This window comes from Thermogemmatispora carboxidivorans (assembly GCF_000702505.1).
Lineage (GTDB): Bacteria > Chloroflexota > Ktedonobacteria > Ktedonobacterales > Ktedonobacteraceae > Thermogemmatispora > Thermogemmatispora carboxidivorans.
This window is the reverse complement of sequence record NZ_JNIM01000001.1, coordinates 3,530,933-3,552,383: the sequence shown is the minus strand read 5'-3', so window position 1 is coordinate 3,552,383 and position 21,451 is coordinate 3,530,933. Positions and strand designations below refer to the sequence as shown.

Annotated in this window: 17 protein-coding genes; 3 read left to right on the top strand and 14 right to left on the bottom strand. The window is 61.1% G+C overall.

All coding sequences use genetic code 11. The features are described 5' to 3' along the window. Positions 1–221 precede the first annotated feature (221 nt). Entirely contained in the window at positions 222–1,304 is a 1,083-nt protein-coding gene (locus N688_RS13920; RefSeq protein WP_052889845.1) for a homoserine dehydrogenase, read from the top strand. 72 nt (positions 1,305–1,376) lie between these two features. On the opposite strand, the gene N688_RS13915 is transcribed toward N688_RS13920, so the two are convergent. The 8 genes from N688_RS13915 to N688_RS13880 form a co-directional block, all read right to left on the bottom strand. Continuing rightward, positions 1,377–2,819, bottom strand: coding sequence for a protein kinase domain-containing protein (locus tag N688_RS13915; protein ID WP_052889844.1), 1,443 nt, complete (start codon positions 2,817–2,819; stop codon positions 1,377–1,379). Between the two features lie 273 nt (positions 2,820–3,092). Then, complete coding sequence (locus N688_RS13910; protein WP_052889843.1) at positions 3,093–4,352, bottom strand: LCP family protein; 1,260 nt, start codon at positions 4,350–4,352, stop codon at positions 3,093–3,095. Positions 4,353–4,491: 139 nt separating this feature from the next. Beyond that, positions 4,492–5,259, bottom strand: a complete 768-nt coding sequence (locus N688_RS13905) for an XdhC family protein (protein WP_052889842.1) — start codon at positions 5,257–5,259, stop codon at positions 4,492–4,494. A gap of 87 nt (positions 5,260–5,346) precedes the next feature. Further along, complete coding sequence (locus N688_RS13900) at positions 5,347–5,664, bottom strand: XdhC family protein (protein WP_052889841.1); 318 nt, start codon at positions 5,662–5,664, stop codon at positions 5,347–5,349. A gap of 102 nt (positions 5,665–5,766) precedes the next feature. Beyond that, positions 5,767–7,212 (bottom strand): vWA domain-containing protein, encoded by a 1,446-nt coding sequence (locus N688_RS13895; protein ID WP_052889840.1) that lies wholly within the window; start codon positions 7,210–7,212, stop codon positions 5,767–5,769. A gap of 12 nt (positions 7,213–7,224) precedes the next feature. Beyond that, on the bottom strand, positions 7,225–8,085 hold the full coding sequence (locus tag N688_RS13890; protein WP_052889839.1) for an AAA family ATPase: 861 nt from the start codon (positions 8,083–8,085) through the stop codon (positions 7,225–7,227). A 345-nt stretch (positions 8,086–8,430) separates the two neighbouring features. After that, a complete protein-coding gene (locus tag N688_RS13885; RefSeq protein ID WP_156025421.1) occupies positions 8,431–9,393 on the bottom strand; it encodes a hypothetical protein in 963 nt (320 codons plus the stop codon). A gap of 147 nt (positions 9,394–9,540) precedes the next feature. Then, on the bottom strand, positions 9,541–11,373 hold the full coding sequence (locus tag N688_RS13880) for a DUF6585 family protein (protein ID WP_052889837.1): 1,833 nt from the start codon (positions 11,371–11,373) through the stop codon (positions 9,541–9,543). A 500-nt stretch (positions 11,374–11,873) separates the two neighbouring features. Between N688_RS13880 and N688_RS13875 the strand changes: the two genes are divergently transcribed. Both N688_RS13875 and N688_RS13870 read left to right on the top strand, forming a co-directional pair. After that, complete coding sequence (locus N688_RS13875) at positions 11,874–12,377, top strand: zinc ribbon domain-containing protein (protein ID WP_052889836.1); 504 nt, start codon at positions 11,874–11,876, stop codon at positions 12,375–12,377. 107 nt (positions 12,378–12,484) lie between these two features. Beyond that, positions 12,485–14,368 (top strand): alpha/beta hydrolase, encoded by a 1,884-nt coding sequence (locus N688_RS13870; RefSeq protein ID WP_052889835.1) that lies wholly within the window; start codon positions 12,485–12,487, stop codon positions 14,366–14,368. A gap of 221 nt (positions 14,369–14,589) precedes the next feature. On the opposite strand, the gene aroF is transcribed toward N688_RS13870, so the two are convergent. The 6 genes from aroF to trpD form a co-directional block, all read right to left on the bottom strand. After that, positions 14,590–15,666 carry a 3-deoxy-7-phosphoheptulonate synthase gene (gene aroF, locus N688_RS13865; RefSeq protein ID WP_052889834.1) on the bottom strand — a complete coding sequence of 359 codons (1,077 nt, stop codon included), beginning with the start codon at positions 15,664–15,666 and terminating at the stop codon, positions 14,590–14,592. Between the two features lie 405 nt (positions 15,667–16,071). After that, positions 16,072–16,449: a chorismate mutase gene (gene aroH, locus N688_RS13855; RefSeq protein WP_052889832.1), complete on the bottom strand. Its 378-nt coding sequence runs from the start codon at positions 16,447–16,449 to the stop codon at positions 16,072–16,074. A gap of 143 nt (positions 16,450–16,592) precedes the next feature. Further along, positions 16,593–17,477, bottom strand: a complete 885-nt coding sequence (gene trpA, locus N688_RS13850) for a tryptophan synthase subunit alpha (protein ID WP_081838842.1) — start codon at positions 17,475–17,477, stop codon at positions 16,593–16,595. Between the two features lie 20 nt (positions 17,478–17,497). After that, positions 17,498–18,760 carry a tryptophan synthase subunit beta gene (gene trpB / locus N688_RS13845; protein ID WP_052889831.1) on the bottom strand — a complete coding sequence of 421 codons (1,263 nt, stop codon included), beginning with the start codon at positions 18,758–18,760 and terminating at the stop codon, positions 17,498–17,500. 69 nt (positions 18,761–18,829) lie between these two features. After that, positions 18,830–20,296, bottom strand: a complete 1,467-nt coding sequence (trpC, locus tag N688_RS13840; protein ID WP_052889830.1) for an indole-3-glycerol phosphate synthase TrpC — start codon at positions 20,294–20,296, stop codon at positions 18,830–18,832. A 74-nt stretch (positions 20,297–20,370) separates the two neighbouring features. Then, entirely contained in the window at positions 20,371–21,426 is a 1,056-nt protein-coding gene (trpD, locus tag N688_RS13835) for an anthranilate phosphoribosyltransferase (protein WP_052889829.1), read from the bottom strand. Positions 21,427–21,451 lie beyond the last annotated feature (25 nt).

Genomic DNA, 21,451 nt, shown 5'->3' with positions numbered 1-21,451 from the left:
TGGGTCCCGCCTGGCTTCCCTCTGTCCCTCGCCCAGGTGCAGGCTGATCCCCTTATCAAGCGATCGCCTTGCACAAGGGGCGAGGTCGGCGGGAGAAGGGTCGTAAGCTGGCCGACTCGCGCGGGCCGAGACCAGGAACCAGGGCACTCGGTTCAAAGAGGCAAGCAGACAAGCAAGCAGACAAGCAAACAAACAAGAAAGGTTGACAGGGTGTGACTGCAATGGTAAAGGAACTGCGTCTTGCCCTCATTGGTTTCGGCACGGTTGGCCAGGGGCTGGCCGAGTTGCTGCGAGAGAAGCGGGACTGGCTGCGAGCCGCCTATGGTCTGGATGCTCGGTTGGTGGCGGTGGCGACGGCTCGCTCAGGCTTTCTGGCCCGGACTGAGGGCCTGGATGAGGCGGAGTTGCTCAGGGTCGCGGGCAGTGGTCAGCCGCTGACAGCCTATGCAGCGACAGAAGTGAAGCGCTGGCCGACGGTGCGCGAAGGGCTGGCGGCCACTGGGGCCGATGTCCTGGTCGAGGTAACGGGGACGAATCTGCGCGATGGAGAGCCGGGCTTAAGCCATATCCGCCAGGCACTGGAGCAGGGTATGCATGTGATTACGGCCAATAAGGGACCGGTGGCCCTGGCCGCTCACGAGCTTCTGGCTTTAGCGGCGCGCAAGGGGGTCCAGTTGCGTATGGAGGCCACGGTCATGGCTGGCACCCCGGTGCTGAGCACACTCCGGGAGGGACTGGCCGGCGCTCGCGTTCGCGCGCTCGCAGGTATCCTCAATGGCACCACCAACTATATTCTGACGGCGATGAGCCAGGGGCGTGGCTATGCGGAGGCCCTGGCTGAAGCTCAGCGCCTTGGCTACGCCGAGGCTGATCCCAGTGCGGATGTGGAAGGCTATGACTCCCTGGCCAAAACCTTGATCCTGGCTGCCCTGGTCTTCGGGCTACCGCTACGGGCCGAGCAGGTGCAGCGTCGCGGTATCACAGGAGTGACGCCGGAGGAGGTCCGCGCCGCCCAGGCTCAGGGGCGTCGCATCAAGCTGTTGGCTTCCTTGCGCCTGCGCGAGAAAGTGGAGGTCAGCGCTGCCTCTCCCTCTGTCCAGACGCCGACCCTGCCTGTAGAGGCGCGAGTGGAGCCTGTGGCCCTCCCGCTGGAGCATCCTCTGGCTCGCGTCGAAGGCGTCATGAATGCCCTCACGATTGAGTGCGACACCCTTGACTCTGTGACCGTGATCGGTCCCGGGGCAGGTCGCCGCCAGACGGCTCAGGGTTTGCTTGCCGATCTGCTGGCTATCGCTCGAACGTAGCCAACCTGGCGAACGGGCCGGCGGACGGGGGCCTGACCTGTGCTGCGCTAGAGCGTGCTCCCTCTCCGCTCTCTAGCTGCCCGACGGCTTTGGCTTGAGCGGTGGCCTGGCTGGTGGCTCGGACCTGGGGCCGGGCCGTGGTGGGTCGGGCTGGCCTGGCACGCGGAAGACGCATTCGAGTGAGCCGAAGCGCAGATGGTCGCCATGCTGTAGCAGCTCGGCCTTGAGCGGCTTCAAGCGCAGCCCACCCAGCCAGGTTCCATTGTGGCTTTTCAGATCCTCGATATAGAAGAAGGTCTCTTCGAAGTGGATACGGGCGTGCTGGCGCGAGACCACCATCTGGGAGTCGAGGGGCGTCAGGTCGAGGTCGGGATACAAGTGGCGGCGTGGATCAGCTCGTCCGACAACGACATTGCGTCCCCTGATCGGCAGGCGCAGCGGACGCTCGCCCCCTTCAAAGCAGAGATAGGCTAGCACGCCCTCCTCGGAGTCCTCGCTGCGAAGGCTGGCCTTGCCCTGGGGGGTCTGAAGGAGGGTCTGGGCCAGGGAGGGATCGTTAGCCGTCTCTATGGCCGCTATCTCGCGAGTCGCGGAAGAGGGTGGCGGCTCGGCCCCTGCCAGCAGGGTAATCTCGCCGAAGGCGGGGACGCGCTCGGGGGGAGGTGGCATCTGGATAGCGTTGAGAGCATTCAAGAAAGCCTGGACCGAAGCAAAGCGTTGGGTTGGTTGCTTGGCCAGGGCATGCTCTAGCAGGGCCTGCACCACATTTGGCGTATTATGATGGTACAGTTCCAGACTTGGGAGCGGAGCGCTGGTCTGGAGAAAGGCGGTTTCTGCAACAGTGCGCCCGACGAACGGTTGGCGACCGGCCACCAGCTCGAAGAGCAGCAGGCCGGCATGGTAGACATCGCTCCAGGGGCCGGGCGGCTGCCCCTGAAGCTCCTCGGGCGCCAGATAGCGGGGATCGAAGAAGCCAATATCGTCCGGTTGCTGGCTGGCTCCCAGACCCAGAGCGTGGATGAGCGGGCGCAGACCAAGGTCGTCGAGCTGGACATAGTCGCGGAACTCAATGACCTGCACCGTAATGAAAGAAGGACGAAGATCCAGGCCCATAAAGCCGTAAGTCTGGAGCACCTCAACGCCCTTGAGAAGCTGGCGCACGATCTCTAACGCGCGCTGCAAATCGATCTGCTCATGGTCCATCAGGTAGCGCAGGCTAACCCCACGCGGCGGGTCGGTTACCAGATAGAGCCATGACCCATCGAGGCCCCAGGTATGCAGAGGCAGCACTGCTGGTGAATGCACCTGGCGGCGCCGCTCCAGCAGCGCAAAGAGACTCTGTAACTGTTGAGGAGCGAAGGCAGAGGTCGGCGGCAGAGCGAGCAAATGCAAGCCCACCACATCGTTCGTATTGCGGTTATAAGCTGTACAACTGGTGACTGTGGAGCCTGCGCGGGTGAAGACTTGCCCGATGCGATAGACGCCAGCAACCAGGCGAGAAAACTGCTGTGTCATCACCTTGTGCCCCTTCTGCTCTTCTCTGCAATAGCTCGCGCTTGCTCTAGTGCCAGGCTGGCCTGACTGCCAGGGGAGGCCAGCTTATACCTGTGACCTCTTTGTCCCGGTCAGAGCCGGCGGAGGAGAAAGGCCAGCGAGGATACGCCTTCTGAGTGGTGCTGTTGCTCTGGCCGTTGGGCCTGGCCTGCCGGAACCGCCGGCAGGCGGGGGAGCAGCCCACAGAGTGTCTACCCGGGGCTGCTCCTTCCGCCTCAGCGAATGGTGCTCTCTCTAGTTATAGAGATTTTTGCGAATGTAGTCAATAATGAGCTGCCAGTTATTGTTTGCCGGCAGCAGAATGTACTGCCCGTCCGCTGACTGAGAGTCGACCAACACATTCTGGTTGCTCAGGCCGATGCGGTGGGCCTGATTGAGATCCATCTTCAGCGAGAAGAGGCCGAGGTCGGTCAGGGACATATTCGTATAGATGGTATGCTTCAAAGCATCCATCGCATCGAAGAGGTGAGGCCAGGTTGACCACTGCTTCACCTTGCTGATCACCGCTTTAATGATAATCATCTGGCGGGCAGAGCGAGCGAAATCGGTCCCCTCGGCGGGATTGTCCAGCGACTCGCGGGCGCGGGCATAGCGGATAGCCGTCTCGCCATCCATGTGCTGCATACCCTTGGAGAAATGCACCTTGATCCAGCTTGCATCGACGTTCGGATCATCGTTCTTTGGATAGAGGGCGGTGAACGAATCGGGGACATAGACATCGATGCCGCCGATAGCGTTAATCAAGTCGCGGAAGCCGTTGAAGTCGATCGTCATCCAGTACTTGACATTGAGACCGGTGATCAACGAGATCTTCTGAGCGGCGGCGTTGCCGCCCGCCACGGGGTCCTGGTTATTATTCGAAGCCACTTCGTAGACGCTATTAATCTTACCGTAGTGGCCGGAGCCGGAAGGGACCTGGACCCACAGATCGCGTGGGACCGAGATGAGCGTCGTATGCTGAGTGGAAGGAATGAGGCTCATGAGCACCATCGAGTCGGTCAAGTAGGCGCCAGGATGGTCGCCTCCGCCGAAGCCCATGACCAGGAGGTTGACGCGATCTGAAGTGCTCATAAAGCCTGTTTGGGTACTCAGCGGGGCCTGTGTTGAGATGGCCGAGCCAAAAGCCAGGACGCGCTGGAGCACGTAGATCGAGAAGCCCGCCAGGATCACTACCACCACCAGCAGAGAAAGGCAGCCGATGGCGCAGCCACGCCGGCGCAGGAAAGAGCGGCGTGGGCGAAGAGCGGGAGTAGCTGTTACCGGGTAGCTGCCCGGATAAGACTCAGTTCCAGGTCGGCGCGGAGGAGTGGAGACTCCCCCTCGATAGCCCTGGTAGCCAGGTGGTGGCTGGCGCCTGCCCTGTGTCTGGTTCCCAGCTGCATTATGAAAGCCACCTATGATCAACTTCCCCTGGCCGCCGCGAGCGGGAGGCGGGGCAGATGGAGGTACTGGCTCTGTCAGATCTTCATGCGGATCATAGGGATAGTCCGGCATCTTCTTTCCTTCTCATGACTAGTGCTTCTGTAGTTGCAGCACTGCCACCTTTCTCCTCCTAGCACAGCCTACCTACAGAGAAGCAGGCAAACCCCCTTTCTCTGATAGAAACGTAGCGACCGCCGGGAAGTTACACATTCTATTTGCGGGACCAGTCCAGAATAGCTGAGCGATCTTTCCCATAGCGGCTGGCGACGATCTCGGCCATAATTGCCAGGGCCATCTCTTCGGGGGTCTTGGCCCCGATATTCAGGCCGATGGGCGCGTGGATGCGACTCAGCTGCTCGTCGGTCAAGCCTTGCTGCTTGAGGCGCTCGTTGCGCTCCTGGCTGGTCTTGCGGCTGCCGATGGCTCCGACATAGCCGACCGGGCGCGAGAGCACCACCTTAAGAGATGGCTCGTCAAACTTGGGATCGTGCGTCAGGATGGCGACCGCCGTCGAAGGATTGAGATCCATCCTGACCAAAACCTCGTCGGGCCAGGCCACGATCAGCTCGTCGGCGTGAGGGAAACGCTCACGTGTAGCGAAGGCCGCCCGTGCATCGATCACCACCACGCGGTAGCCGAGCGTTCGAGCGAAGGTTGTCAGAGGGATAGCGATATGGCCGGCGCCGACGATAATCAAGCGTGGAGGAGGAGGAAAACCCTCGATAAAGACCTCGAAGGTCTCTTCTCCCAGAGTATAGAGTCGCGTGCCTGGCTCTCCGATCCAAATCGCCTGCTCGGCGTCTTCGACAACGCGCGCTTCCAACTCCGGGAAGCCAAAGGAGCCATGAAAGCGCTTATCGGGGAAAACCAGGAGCTTTGCACCGATCCCCTGGCCGGAAGAGGAGCGCACCAGCGTGGCCAGAGCCACGCCGCGCTCCTGCGCCACTTGCTGTTTTAGTTCCTCATAGAGACCACTCATAAGGGGCCAACTCCTATGCAAGCGTAGCTCGCGGGAAAGGCCTCATTCCGCCGTACTCCCGCTTCCCGCTCGCTTGCCATCTATCCACTACCAGTCGAGGCGCTCAACGAAGACATGGATCGTCCCGCCGCAGGCCAGGCCGATCTGTTCGAAGTTCTCCTCCTCGCTGATGCCGAACTCCAGCATCTGGGGCTTGCCGTCCTTGATGACCTGCAGAGCGGTTTCGATCACTGCTGGCTCCACGCAGCCGCCGCTCACGGAGCCGCTGATTTCTCCCTTCTCGCTGACGGCCAGCTTGGCTCCGGGCCGGCGAGGAGCCGAACCGGCTACCGAGACAACCGTAGCCACGGCCACGCGCTCGCCGCGCGCCCGCCAGCGCTCAACATCCGGCAGAATATCGCGCATAGGGAACACCTCCGCAAAAAAACTCGACGGCGTCTGTAGCGGCGCCCACCGTGCACGCCTGCTGCCTCTGGCGAGCAGGCGGCTGAGGGAAGGGCGTCCGACTTACGAAGTGGGGCGTTGCCAGACCTTCACGGCCTCGCGGCGAGCCGCGGGCGTGCGGGCCGGGCGCCGATCATCAATACGCTCAAGCAGCTTACCGAGATGAATCAGGCTATCGAGATTATGAGCTGGCAGAAAGTCATCGATATAGGGCAGGGCCGTCTTCATGCCGATCGTCAGCGGGCGATAGTCGGGCGAACCGAGTAAAGGATTCAGCCAGATCAAGCGATGACAGCTATGCTGCAGGCGGTCCATCTCGGCGCGCAGCAAGTTGGCATCGCCGCGGTCCCAGCCATCGCTAATGATCAGCACCACTGCGCCGCGGCCCAAAACACGCCTGGCCCACTGCTGATTAAACATATGCAGTGCCTCGCCGATGCGCGTTCCGCCCGACCAGTCCTGCACCGTGCGCGAGACCTCGCGGACCGCGTCGTCGACGTCGCGCCGTTTCAGCTGGCGCGTGATGCGCGTCAGGCGCGTGCCGAAGACGAAGGCCTCGACGTTCAGCAGCCCATTCGAAATGGTATGGATAAAGTGAAGTAGCAAGCGCGAGTAGAGGCTCATCGAGCCGCTGATATCGCAGATAATCACCAGGGGGCGTGGCTTCTCCTTATTCTCGCGCCAGGTCAGCTCAAGCAGTTCTGCCCCGTACTTCAGATTGCGTCGCACGATGCGGCGCATATCGGGGTAGTCGCCTTTGCGCACAGGACGCTTGCGGCGCGTTGGGCGCAGACCCAGGTTCCAGCGCATCTCGGCCATCAGGCGCTTGGCCTCCTGAACCTCCTCCCAGGTGAAAGACTCGAAATCCTTCTTGCGCAGCAACTCCAGGGCGCTGTAGGCTGTGCCCTGGGGAGGGGCCTGATCGTCCTCATGCTCGCCGGCCTGCTCATCCAGCAGGCGTCGACGCTCGCTCTCACGCTCGCCCATGCGCAGCTCGCGCTGCTGACTATCGGCGTTCAGGTGCTCGGCCAGGCGCTTGCGCTCCGAGGGAGGCAGACGAATCTGGCGATCGTCGCGGCGGGTCGGGCCTGGATCAGGCGGGCGATTCTGGCGATCGCGGCTCTGCCAGTAGTAATTGAACAGCTGATCGAAGAGCGTCTCCTGCTCGTGTCGGGTCAGGAGTGAGCATTTCAGCGTATAGTAGAAATCGCCTGGATTCGTAATATCGATCTCGTTGAGCGTCTCAGCCAGATCGAGCAGCTGCTGTGGACCGACCTCGATCCCCGATTCCCAGAGCAGGTGGCCGAACTCAGTCAGGCGGTAGAGCAAGCGCTCGCCGCGTTCCAGCTCGCTGGGAGAGAGCGGAGGCGTCAGGGCTGCCGCTGCACCTGAGGCAGCGATGGGGCGGAGGCCGTCCTGTCCGGGCTTGGGTGTGTCAGGAGAGGGACCAGTCCTTTCCCTGTTGAAAAACGAGAGATCGTCAAGGCGCTCGAAATTGTGGGCATCCATAGGCACCTGCGGTCACAAGCTCGCGCTGCGGGCCTTCTCAAGCAGCTTGCCGAGATTGCTCCCGCCCACCTTGAGCACATCGTCCTGATACTTCAGCAGAGCGCCGAGCGTATCGCGCACTGTTCCCTCAACCAGCTCCAGCTGATTGAGCGCCAGCAGCGAAGCGATCCAATCCAGTGTTTCGGCAACGCCGGGGGCCTTAAACAGATCGAGCGCGCGCAGTTCGCGCACGAAGGCGCAGACCTGCTTTGCCAGGTACTCGGGTGCCTCCGGCATGCGCGCCAGCACAATGGAATATTCCTTCTCCAGCGTTGGATAATCGATCCAATAGTAGAGGCAGCGTCGCCGCAGGGCATCGTGAATCTCACGTGTGCGGTTCGACGTGATCACCACAATTGGCGGCTCTTGGGCCGCGATCGTGCCAATCTCAGGAATAGTGATCTGGAAATCCGAGAGCAGCTCAAGCAAGTAGGCCTCAAACTCCTCGTCGCTGCGGTCTAGCTCATCGATGAGGAGGACCGGGGCCTTGGCGTTAGCGGAATCGATGGCCTGGAGCAGGGGGCGCTTGATCAAGAAGTCGGGGCCGAAGATCTCCTTCAGCTCCTCCTGGCGTGTAGTCCCGCTGGCCTCCATCAGGCGGATATAGAGCATCTGGCGCGTATAGTTCCACTCATAGACCGCCGTGCTGATGTCGATCCCTTCGTAGCACTGCAGGCGGATCAGGCGAGTCTCCAGCAGATCGGCCAGGACCTTGGCCACCTCGGTTTTGCCGACGCCCGGCTCGCCTTCAAGCAGCAGCGGCTTGCGGCGCTTGAGGGCCAGGAACACTGCTGTGGCCAGACTGCGATCAGCAACATAGCGTCGGGCAAACATTGCCCGTTGCACATCCTCGATTGACGAAAAGGGAAGTGCCAGTGACTGCTGTTCCTGGTTCAACGAGAGCCTCCCATAAGCAAACGATCAGCCTCTGATGCCGCCTATGGAGCCGTGCAGACAGGCAGGCACGCGGCGTACGTGACCGACGGGCGGCCACTGATCAGAGGGCACCGCTGTTCACCGGCCAACGTGATCGATCAGTGATCAGCCAGTGAGCAGACAGGCGCCGGGTTGCTGTTGCGGTACACCATATTGTATGTTGCAAAGGCGAAAAGCGTCAAGGAAGAGGCTGGACCCTGGTGGCATGCGCCAGACTCCGGGTGCTGACCGCTACGGGCCAGGCTAACCGCCCTGGCGCCGCTCTGCGAGAATGCTGCGGACTAAAGGAACTAGCAGGGGGAGGTTTGCCTGCGAGGCGCTCCAGCGGCGAGGATACCGCTGCCAGCGCCCATGACGGAACAGCCAGAGCTGTCCTCTGCGTTGCAAGCGCAGATCTCCCAGTTCTGCCCAGAAAACCGGCTCTTCCCCCTCATACCGTATGCCTTCCTGGTCAACGACAAGGACTTTGTCGCCCACGAGAAAAGCGACCGGCTTGCCTCTTCCCAACCGCTCCTTCATTAAGGGTAAGAGATATTCTTCCATTTTATGGATTATGTGATTGCTCAATTCATACGTACAGAAGCTGAGTGGCCAGGAAAGGCTTCGGCCCAGATCCTCAGTGAGAGGCCAGGAGAAAATGCCATCTTCATCCTCATCCTCGGCCTTGCTCTCAGAGCGTTCTCCATTTTGATCCTGACTGCTTCGCTTCTCCTCTGGCTCTAATCCTCCGACGCCGGTGACCTGTCCATGTGTTGTGTAAAGAGCACGCGCATCTTTCCAGAGGAGAAACTCCTGTAGCTTTCCTTGCTGTTTGAGCAGACCGTGAGAGCAGACCAGCACCTCCAGGCGAAGGAGGGCAGCCAGAGTGATCGTTTCTCCTGTCAGCTCTAGTAACAATAGTCCTCCGAAGATGAGGGGGATCAGAGGCTGTTTCCATAGGTCGCTAGCGACCTCCACCAGCAGCTCAGAAGAGAGCAAAAATCGCCAAAATCCAAGCTCTTCCCATATAAAATGGGTAGATAGAAAATGAATGAGAAAAGTCAATGCTAGTAGGATCGCTAGAGTTACAGTTACCAATAAACATAAAAGGAAAACGATAAAAGTGGCCGTGGTAGCTTTTTCATGTAGTAGAGGCTGACCCAGGCCATTTTCTTGAAGCACCTGTTCTTGTTCCAGGCTGAGCTGAATGGGAGGTCTATCACGCATAGATGTAGATCTCCTTCATACAAGCGCTTTGCCCTCGGCGGGAAGCAGTGAAAGCCTGACTGCCAGGACCAGCGTCCTTGCTTTCAATGCCGGAGAGGGTCTAGCCTCTAGCTGGACCCAGGGAAGACTGTTCCTTTGGAGCTTAGTCTAGCTTGCGGAAGAGGGAGAAGGTAGAGGAATATTGCTGAAATCTGAAAAGACTGCACTGACCTCCTGGGTTGAGTCTGGTGTCCCATTGTAGACCAGCAGGGCCAGCGAGTCAGTGCGCCGATACATGCTATCGAAGATGGTTGTGACGGAAGCGCTATCGACGAAAAGCCGCTGCTCGTCAGGCCATACCTCTATGGAGATAGTCGCGAAGGGGGCGGGGGCTGACAGCGCTCCTCGGGCGAGCAAGGTGAAATGTTCGCAAGAGGTGTCGCAATGTCCTGCGAGCCAGGAGCCGTCGGCGCAGACATCGAATTCCTGATGTCCTCCATCCTTCTGGACATGAACCCAGAGTGAGGCGCAGGCATCAGCAGGGTCTTCCACAAAGGTCACGTTGACCTGCATCTGATAGTGAGCAGGGAAGACATCGCCGGTCAGACCGCGGTAGTCCTGGTCCTCTGGGTCAAAAGAAAAGAAGGTCCCAGCCTCGTAAGAGGTATTGGGCTGAATGATCTCTAAGCCCTCGGCCAGGCAGCGGAAGATCGAAGGTGGAGGATCGTCGAGCCAGCGGCCCGGGCCACTGGCGCAGTGTTGCCCGGGAACGCGGGTAGAGTAGGGGCGGTGGGCCAGGACGCTGATCTGGGCGCGCAGGACGGCCTCTTGATGCTGCTGAAAAAGAACCAGGCCGCCGACTAGCGCACCTGTCAGGGCGACGGGCAGGACAAAGAGGATGACCACAAGCAGGATGATATAGCGGCGGTTCCGCTGTTGCCAGGCGCGAGCGGCAGCCGCCTGCTGCGGCTGGCGAGATGCTGTCTGCTCCGCGGAGACCAGCGCCATCACAAGCACGCTGTCCGGGCCGGACTGTGGCGCCGGTTCCGGTTCCGGCTCGCGAGGGATGGCGGACCCTTGGCTCGCTTCTTGCTGGCCCAGCACCTCCTGAATCAGGCGCACCAACAGGGGCAGATTGGGACGATCGAAGGGGGTTATGAGCTTCTCCCAGGTGAGGCGCTCGGCGGTGGCTTCGCGCTGCTCTTGAGGCGCCTGGCCGGCCAGGGCTCGCCTCCTATCCGACGGATAGAGGCGCCAATTGCCGTCGTAGTAGAGGAAGAGCTGATCACCTTCCAGACGCGCATCGACCAGCCTGGTCCAGGGAACACTTTCATGACCCTGGCTATGCAGCCCGGCCTGATCCACCTCGATATCACCAAAGAACAGGCGCTGACCAGCAGCGAAGCGCTCTCGCAGCTGCGGCAGCAGCGCATTGCTCACCTGTTCAATCAGCAGCGCATTGCTGGACTTGGGAGAGCTGAGAACCCAGGGGCTCCAGCTCAGTTTCGTCCCCGTCTGGCTCACCAGCGAGGTTACCAGCCCGTTGTGGGTATGAAGCTCCTGGACCTCGCTCCAACGCAGGGCCTGCTTCCGTTTGCCTTTGATCAGCAGCAGCCCCTGAGTGCCCACCAGCAGCCTGGTCCGCTGTGACCCTTGGTATAACCAAAGTACATGACATATATTGATGAGTGTCAGTAGCACATTGATAGTGCTTGTCCACCCATCCCTCCAAAAAGAGGTGATGAGCTGATAGATCCCATGCCACGCTGCCGGCACCTGGCTGGGATCTGGATACAGGTGAGTCAGCACTAGATAGACAATATAAGTTAGTGGAATTATCAAAAATAAAATTACAAGCCATAAAATTGTATAATATAAAAGTACATAATATAATACTTTCATTTTTCTATTGTGAATGACCGCGATAAGCTCGCCAAGTTGATATTCATAGAGTAAAAGCTGCTCGTGCTGCAAGCGTTGAGTTAGCGCAGTCGCCGGCATTGCTGATAGCTACCTTTTTCTCACCAAGAATGCGACAGCGGTCGACCAAAGCCTAGACCAGAGACTCTCCGTGCTCGGAGTGAAGCGAGCACCTCGAAAAGAGGAAGGAGAAGCGACTGTCGTGCCTCCTTGGGAGGGCACAACTTGAGGTAAAGGCGCCGATAGTTGCCCCTGTCCCTGGAAAGTTCCAGCTTGTGACTCTAGACGACGGCCATGTGTTTTGCAGAAAAGATCTGTTAAAGGAGTATAGTATGAGGCACGAAAACTGTCAATCAGCCCGAGAAAAGCGGGTAAAGGGTAAGCCAATCCAATAATCTTGCAAAGAAGGACTCATTAGAAGAGAGCGACACGAGCAGCGTGATCTCCTCCGCGACTCCTTGGCGGCTTGCTGTTCCCCCTCGCGGCAGCATCTGCTATAATGACCTTGATCGAAGACCAGAAATCCGCCAATGCCGGCCTGGAGCCGATGAAACACTGAAACAAATAGAGGAGACGATAGCATGTTCTGCTCTCGCTGCGGTACAGCCGTGGCGGCTGGGACTCGTTTCTGCACCTGGTGTGGTGCGCCATTGGAAGGGGCCAACGTCGCGGAGCTGTTGACCCCAGGTCCTGAGCTGGCCAGGCCGTTGGAGAAAGGCCGCAGGCTGCAGCCGCGCCGGGGAGGCCGCCGGCAAGATCCCTATCGTGAGCGCATTCAGCAGCTACGCCTCCAGTTGCGGGCGCTGAAGCTGGATCTGAGGCAGCTCAATGCCTACCTCGCCAATGTGCGCACGCAATACTATATGAGCGCCGCCTTTGTGCCTCGGGGTCTCCTGCGCTGGGGGTACAAGGCCATTGAAGATCTGCGCTTAATGCAACCACAGCAACAAAAGCAGCTACTTCAGCAAAAGATCTTTGAACTTGAGCGTGAACTGCTCCAATTGCAGCAGGAGCAGGCTGCCTGGCGAGCAAGTCAGGTCGATGGGTGGGGAGGGGGAGGGGGGAGCGAAAGCAACTTCCCGTGAGCAAGCGAGAGAGGCATTTAGAGAGCAGAGCCGTGCTTGTCCCTGCTGCTCACTCACTCAGCCACGAGCCTGGTAGCCTTGCCGGGCTGCGCTAGAAAGGTGTGTTGATGACAGAGCAGACCTCACCGTTTGAGAAAGAGCCGCATGAGAGAGACGAGGCCCAGCTACCTTATAGTGATGCTCCTTATTACGAGTACTCGCCACCCGGTCTCCGTTACCAGGAGCGCAACGACATCATCTATCCGCTCTTTCGTGAAGGGCCAGCTGCTCCCGTAGCGCCGCCGGCTGGGCCTGGAGTAGCCAGCGGGCCGTACGGGCCTCTGGTGCCTGAGCGTGGGGCGAGGCCCATACCGCCCTCTATGAGTCCTGGGCTACAGGGGCCACCGCTCATCACGGATCAAGCGCCGTCTGTTCCGCCGATGGTGCCGTCGCGTCCACCAGGTCCCTGGCGCTTTATTATTCTCGTCCTGCTGATTGCCCTCGTTCTCTTCGCCGGCGGGCTAGCAACCCTTGTGCTTGTGGTCCGTGGGAGCAGCAGCGTGACGAAGCCGCAGCCAACGGCCAAAGCAAGTGCCGTGACCACGGGCAGTTTCCGTCAGGGTCCCTGCCCTTTTCAGCCTGGCATGGGTATTGTCCAGGGGAGGGACGTGACGTGTGGAGTCTTGACTGTCCCTGAAGACCGTAGTCAGCCGCAGGGCAACACCATTCATCTGGCGGTGGCCGTCTTCAAAGCCAGCACTACCCAGACTGATACCGCCCCGTTCCTATATCTCTCTGGTGGGCCTGGAGGGGCCACCCTGAGCGAACTCGGCCCCTACATCAGTCAGGCGAACTTGCAAGCCGTGACACTGGGGCACACCTTCATTCTCTTTGACCAGCGTGGCACGGGCTACTCCTCGCCCTCGCTCTACTGTGGCGAAGTGGACAGCTTCAACCGGAGCACCAAGGATGAGAATCTCAGCCGCCAGGCCAATGATACGGGATATCTACAGGCCATGCGCTCCTGCCGCGATCGGCTCACCGCCGAAGGCATCCACCTGAGTGCCTACACCACTATCGCTGACGCCCAGGACGTTCACGATCTGATCCATGCCCTCGGCTATCGGCAGGTGAACCTCTACGGCGTCTCCTACGGCACGCGCCTGGCTCTCACCGTCATGCGGCTCTTCCCGCAGGACCTGCGTAGCGTGATTCTCGATTCGACCGTTCCTACGCAGAGCAACCTCTTCACCTCCTTGCCAGCCTCGATGCAGCACGCCTTTGACACGCTCTTCAACGGCTGCCAGAAAGACGCCCTCTGCAACGAGAGCTATCCCAATCTGGCCACCACCTTTTATCGTCTGGTCGATCGTCTCAACGCTCATCCGGTGACCTTCAATGATCTCCAGTATGGTCCTGTGCTGCTGACGGGCGATAGCTTCGCCCAGTGGGTCTTTACCTCGCTCTACGTGACCAGCTTTATCCCCGACCTGCCGCGGGCCATTAGCGAGGTTGATCATGGTCAGTATACGCTGATCTCCGAAACCTATGGTGAGCTGCTCCTGGCCAATGACGTCAGCTATGGCATGTACTACTCGGTTGAGTGTGGCGAAGACATGCGCTACACCTCTCCTCAAGAGCTGGACAAAGCCGTAGCCGTGCTCCATCCCGAGCTGCAGCCTGGCATGCAGGATGGCCTGCGGGCCGACTATCAGGTCTGCCAGCTCTGGAACGTTCCGGCGGTGCCGCCTGAGCAGAAGCAGCCCGTCACAAGCAGTCTGCCGACGCTGATTCTCTCCGGCGAGTACGACCCAATCACGCCGACGAGCAACGCTCTGATGGCTCAGAAGACTCTCAGCCACAGCTACCTCTTTGTCTTCCCGGGGACTGGCCACGGTGTCTTTCTAACTGGCTCGTGTGCCAATCTGATCATGGAGCAATTCCTTGACAACCCCCAGGACCAGCCGATCAGCTCCTGCATTTCCAGCATGGGTGAACCAAACTTTAGCTGAGAGGCGATAAGGCCCATCGTCTCAGGCCCAACGAAAAAGGCGTGGGGCACGCTCCAGCAACCGCTGAAAGCGCGAGCGCGCCCCGCGCCTCTCCTGAGAACGGGAGAAAGCCCCCTCTCCTCTGATCCTGGTAGCCGATCCTCGTCGCCTCTGGCTCTGCTCAGGGCGCGGGCCGTGCTTCCTTCCTCCTGGTCAGCCAGGGACCTGAGAAGGGACCTTACTTAAGCTGTCACGAACGAACGCCCGATGGCCTGGGCCACCGCCTCTGCGCGCGGCATCAGCTCCGCGAACTGCTCGGTTGTCAGCGACTGAGCGCCGTCCTTAAGCGCGACCTCGGGACTGGGATGAACCTCGATCAAGAGGCCATCGCAGCCGGCAGCTACAGCGGCCAGCGTCATTGGCGCCACCAGGTCGCGCCGGCCTGTCCCCTGGCTCGGGTCGACTACCATCGGCAAATGCGAGAGCTGTTTCACCAGGGGGATTGCGCTCAGATCGATTGTATTGCGTGTGCTCTTCTCAAAGGTACGAATACCGCGCTCGCAGAGGATGACCTCGCGATTGCCCTGAGAAAGAATATATTCAGCTGCCAGGAGCCACTCCTCAATGGTCGCCGCCATGCCCCGCTTCAGGAGCACTGGTTTCTTCGTGCGTCCGACCTCATCGAGAAGCATATAGTTCTGCATGTTGCGCGTACCGATCTGCAGAATATCGGCATATTCGCAGACCAGCGGCACATCGGTTGGCGTCATAACCTCGGTCACCACGGCCATGCCAAACTCGCGCGAGGCTTTGGCCAGGAGCTTGAGGCCCTCCTCACCCAGGCCGCGGAAGCCGTAGGGGGAGGTTGAAGGCTTAAAGGCCCCGCCGCGCAAGATTACTGCGCCCGCCTTGCGCACAGCCTCGGCGGTTGTCATCAGCTGCTTCTCGTTCTCTACCGTACAGGGGCCGGCCATCATCACCACGGAGGGGCCGCCGATGGAGACCGTGCCGCCCGCCACGCAGGCGACCGGCACCTCAACAACCGTATCATCGGGATGAAATTCGCGACTCGCCAGTTTGTACGGTTTCGAGACCCGGAAGACCCCCTCTACCTCGGGAAAAGCCTCCAGAGCCTCGCCCAGGGCCGGTGTAATCATCCCCTTGCCGGGAGGATTCTGCACGTTGACCGAGCCAATCACACCGATCACTGTGCGCTCCACACCGCGCGAGAGATGGCCAGTGAACCCCTCCTGCTCCAGAAAGCGCAGGACGTGCTCAATAGCAGCTTCACTACAGTTAGGCTTCATTACAACGATCATGACTCGTGGCTCCTTCATTCTTCGGCAGACATATGCAGGCTTCGAGATCTGGATAGAAGCGCGTTCCCATCTGCGGGTCCCTGACCGGGCCGCGCTTCTTCCCGCTCAGTCAGTAGTCAACTCAGTGTGTTTGCTCTCTGTTATTAAAGCCTGGCCTGATCCACCGGCTGGCTAGCTCGTAAGTTGGTTGGCTGGATCGGCTGATCGCCGGTTGCTGCTCTCAGCAGCCGACCGGCAAGAGGAACTGCCCTGGCCACACAGCGCTTCCCTTCCTCCATCGCGACGCCATCGTCGTCATGATCGAAGCCAGTGAGGAAAGAGAGCAAGGCAGAGATGGAAAGGATGAACAGACCAGCACCCCTGCCCAGGCTGACCTGGCTGGAGCCGCCTGCGAATGATGCCTGCTCAGGAGCGCTCGACGCTGAACTCTGGGCGCAGCTGCACAGCGCCGCGCAGATAGACATGGCGCAGCTCTGCGGGACTACGCTCAGTATTGACGTGCAGCAGGATGCGAATGCACTTGCGCAGGCTGCCCGGCACTGGAATCTCCCGCACGCACAGCAAAGCGACCTCGGTCCAGCCGAGTTCCCGTGCGGCCTGAGCCGGATAGACGGCATCCAGATCATCGGTCACGCTGAAAATAACGCTGGCGACATCCTCACTCCGGATCTGATTCAACTCCACCATCAACTGGAGCAGCTCGGCGGTGGCGGCCAGAATCTCCTGACGATCATTGCGTTCGACCGTCGTTGCGCCCCGGATGCCTCGACAGTACACGCCCATCACCCTTTCATGGCAAGAATGGCGGCGACCTGCTGCTGCTCTCGCGCTCAGCGCTGAGGGGCGAGCAGGCACGCCTTCTATTGTAAAGGGTAGCCGCAAGCACTGTGAAGCGCTCCGCCAGGCGCGGCGAACGCCTTTAGGCGTCAGGGCAGACGAGCAGTGCGTTCACGCAAGCTGCGAATATAGTCCCGGACCGCCGTCCGCTGGGCTGCCCTATCGGCGGCATGGCGCTCCAGCAGATTGACCAGGGCGCTGCCAACGACCGCCCCATCGGCGTAACCTGCGATTTCCGCCACGTGCTCCGGGCGCGAGACGCCAAAGCCGACCGCTAAGGGAAGACCATAAGGGGCACTCTGCCGACGGACACGGGCGATGAAGCTCTGCAGATGGGGCGGCAGGCTAGCGCGCGCACCAGTCACCCCGCTGAGGGAGACGCAGTAGATAAAACCGCGCGGCTCCTGGGCAGCGATGCGCACAATAGTAGCAATGCGCTCGTCCGGCGTCGTCGGCGGCACGAGGAAAATCAGCGCCAGCCCCTCCTCGTGAGCGGCCTTCAGCAGCGGCCCTGCCTCCTCGGGCGGCAGATCGGGAATGATGAGTCCACAGGCGCCCGCGCCAGCAGCCTCGCGGCAGAAGCGCTGCACGCCATAGGCCAGCAACGGGTTATAGTAGCCCATGAGAATCAAAGGGACGCTGCTCCGAGCCGCCACCTGACGCGCGATCGACAGACAGGCGGCCATATTGATACCCTGCTCTAACGCCTGATGGCTGGCGTGCTGGATGGTGGCACCGTCCGCCAGGGGATCGCTGAAAGGCAGGCCCAGCTCGATCAGATCGGCTCCGCCTTCGATGGCCGCTAGGATCGCCTCCAGGCTCTGCTCCACCGAAGGGAAGCCGCACATCAGGTAAGGGATCAGCACGCAGCGCCCCTCGCGGCTGGCCCGGGCAAAAGCCTGCCCAATGCGCTGAGCTGGCAGCGCCTCACCCTTATGGCGCTCGCTTGTCTCAGATTGCTGTGATTGTTGCATGGTTCTGCTCGACTAGCATGTTATGAGATCTTGACCGCTAACTCCCGGGCCACGGTCGCCATATCCTTGTCGCCGCGTCCCGAGAGGTTCACAATGACCAGACTGCCAGGAGCCAGCTCGCCCTGTGCGCCCATCTCTAGCAGGTGACCAAGGGCGTGGGCTGGCTCCAGGGCGGGAATGATCCCCTCGCTCTGGCTCAGAGCCTGCAGGCCGCGCAGAGCCAGGGCATCATCGGCTGCCACATAGCTGGCGCGCTCCGTATCCTTCATATAGCTGTGCTCTGGGCCGACGCCGGGATAGTCGAGGCCGGCGGAAATGCTGTGCGTTCCCAGTACCTGGCCATCCTCGTTCTGGAGCAGATAACTGAAGGCGCCGTGGAGTACACCCGGACGGCCTGCCACCAGGGTGGCGGCATGCTGGCCCGTAGCCAGGCCCTGGCCGCCCGCCTCAACGCCGAGCAGACGCACCTCGGGCGCATCGGCGAAGGGGTAGAAGATCCCCATCGCATTGCTCCCGCCGCCTACGCAGGCCACGATCAGGTCGGGCAGGCGACCCTCCAGCTGCAGAATCTGCTCGCGCGCCTCCCGTCCGATGATCGACTGGAAATCGCGCACCATCAAGGGATAGGGATGGGGTCCAACCACCGAGCCGATCACATAAAAGGTCGTCTCGACGTTGGTCACCCAGTCACGGATCGCCTCATTGATGGCGTCCTTGAGGGTGCGGCTGCCGCTCTCAACCGAGCGGACCTCGGCGCCGAGCAGGCGCATGCGAAAGACATTGAGCGACTGGCGTTCGATGTCCTCGGCGCCCATGTAGATAATGCAATCCAGTCCCAGCATGGCGCAGACCGTCGCTGTGGCCACGCCATGCTGACCGGCTCCTGTCTCGGCGATGATGCGCCGCTTGCCCATGCGTTTCGCCAGAAGGCCCTGTCCCAGCGCATTATTGATCTTATGGGCCCCTGTATGGGCCAGGTCCTCGCGCTTCAGATAGACGCGCACGCCTGGGGCCACCAACTGCGAGAAGCGCGGCACATAATAGAGCGGCGTCGGGCGGCCCACAAACGAGCGCAGCAGCTCCTGCAGCTCCTCCTCAAAGGCTGGGTCATGGCGTGCCTCGCGATAGGCCGCCTCCAGCTCGCTCAGGAGGGGCATCAAGCTCTCTGGCACAAACCTGCCCCCATAGGGGCCGAAGCGCCCGCGAGCGTCGGGATAGGCCCCATGCTGATACGGCTCTGCTGCCGACGTCTTATGCTCCTGCTGTTCTAGATGTTGCTGCATCTCTTTCTATCTCGCTAGGTGAACTGATAGCACATGAGATTACTCTGCAGTGAGAGCATGATTTTTTCTTCACTGCCTGATGGCCTGGAGATCTGATAACTGCTGGCTGTGCTGGCGCACGGCCTCAATAAAGGAGCGGATCTTATCCGGGTCCTTTTCGCCGTTGCTCTCAACGCCGCTGCTCACATCAACGCCCCAGGGTCGAACGGTAGCAATGGCCTCAACAACGTTGGCGGGAGTCAGGCCGCCGGCCAGCAAGACCGGGGTCTCAGCGGCGATCGTCCGCGCCAGCTCCCAGTCGTGGATCTGACCGCTGCCCCCATAGCTCGCCGTGGGCGTATCGAGCAGCAACCGCCAGGCGACCGCCGCATAGCGGCGCGCCTCCTCCGGGGAGTTGGGACCGTGCACCGGCAGCGCCTTGATGACCGGGCGCTGCAGGCTGGTGCAGAACTCCGGCGACTCCCCCCCATGCAACTGCACAAAGTGCAGGCCCAACTCCTCGGCCAGCTCATTGATCCGCTGGCTCTCCTCATTCACAAAGACCCCGACCAGATCAGGCACTGCCTGGCCCTGCTCGGCCAGAGCCAGATAGCCGGCCTCACTCAGCAGGTTCCGAGCCTGCGACGGTGCCAGATAGCGTCTGCTCTGCGGGTAGAACATCAGGCCCAGCAAATCGGCGCCGCTCTCCAGAGCTGCCCGCAGGGCCTCCGGGCGACGCAGGCCGCAGATCTTCACCTGGAGACCGTGATTGGCCCCATGCAGCAGCCGGCTGATCTGTCCGCGCACATCGCCGGCCTTCACCAGCGATTCGCCCACCAGCATGGCCTGCACATCGTAGCGACGCAAGCGGCGCGCATCGGCTTCCGTATGAATCCCGCTCTCGGCTACCACAATGCAATCGGCAGGCAGCAGCCGGCGCAGCTCGCGAATCAAGAACGGGTTCATACTGAAAGTCACCAGATCGCGGCTGTTGACCCCGATCACGCGCGCCCCTGCGGCCACGGCCATCTCTGCCTCCGCCGGGCTATGGACCTCGACCAGGGCCTCCATCCCAAGTCGGCGCGTGAGCTGCAGGAGTCGCGCCAGTTCCTCAGCGCTCAGGGCCGCGCAGATCAGCAGCAGCGCATCGGCGCCCCAGGCGCGCGCCTCATAGACCTGGTACTCATCCACGATGAAATCTTTGCGCAGGACAGGCAGGCTCACCGCCTCCTTAACCGCTATCAGGTGCTCGGGAGCGCCCAGAAAGAAATGCGGCTCGGTCAGGACCGAGATCGCTGCCGCCCCGGCAGCCTCGTAAGTGCGAGCCAGAGCCACCGGATCAAGGTCGGGCGCCAGCGCTCCCTTCGAGGGAGAGGCGCGCTTAATCTCAGCAATCAGCCGCAGCCCATGCTCGCTTGCACTCGACTGCAGGGCGGTGGCGAAATCGCGCGCCGGGGGCTGGGCCGCTGCCCGCTCTTGCAGGCTCTCCAAAGGAAGCAGGCGCCGGCGCTCCTCCAAATCGAGGCGCGTGCGGGCCAGAATCTGCTCAAGAAACATCGCTCATCTCCTCCCTCGTCTCTGCCTTCCCCGTAGTCTGATCTGGCTTGCCGCTGGAAAGCAGCGGAGCAGGTCTACAGGCCACTGGTGGTGGCCAGCGACTGCGAGCAAGCCACGACCTCCTCCAGCTTGCGCCTGGCCCGGCCCTCGCGCACCGTGCTGCGTGCCAGTCGGACCCCTTCCGCCAGAGAAGAGACGCACTCATTCGCCAGCAGGGCCGCCGCCGTGTTCAAATAGAGCATGTCGGCCAGCGGACCATCGATCTTGCCACTGAGCAAGCGGCGTAGCATTTCCGCGTTCTGCTGAGGATCGCCCCCCTGGAAGAGGTGGCGATCGCTGCAGCGCGTCAGGCCAGCCTCCTCGGGCGTAATCACATACTCGCGCAGCTCCTCCCCTTCGCGTACCTCGCAGACGCGCGTAGGCGCCGCCAGTGAACACTCATCAATGCCATCCTCGCCGTGGATAATCAGCGCATGACGGCAGCCCAGCAGGAGCAAGACCTCCCCCATCTTGCGCAGCAGGGAGCCATCGGCCACGCCCAGCACCTGATAACGAGTGCCAGCCGGATTCGTCAGCGGGCCGAGAATATTGAAGACCGTACGAATACCGATTTCGCGGCGCGTTGGGCCGACATGCTTCATGGCCGGGTGGTAGGTCTGGGCAAACATAAAGCCAAAGCCCGTTTCCTGAACGCTGCGCGCCACTGCCTCTGGTCCCAAATCGATGCGCACACCCAGGGCCTCCAGCACATCGGCGCTGCCGCAGCGGCTCGTCGCCGAGCGGTTGCCGTGCTTTGCCACGTGGGCCCCGGCGGCAGCAGCCAGGATGCCTGCCGCAGTCGAAAAATTGAAGGTACCGGCTCCATCGCCGCCTGTGCCACAGGTATCCAGCGCTCGGATGGCCACCTCCTCACGGAGGTGGACGTGCAGCGCCTTCTCGCGCATCACGCGCGCCAGGCCAGCGATCTCCTGGGGCGCCTCACCTCCGGGACGCATACGCAGAGCGGTCAGAAAAGCCCCCATCTGGGAGGGGGTTGCCACGCCCGACATGATCTCCTCCATCACCGCTGCCGCCTCCTCCTCGCTGAGCGTAGCGCCGGCAACAACTTGCGCGATGGCTTCGCGAATCATCGGGAGCACCTCTTTTCTGTGCTAG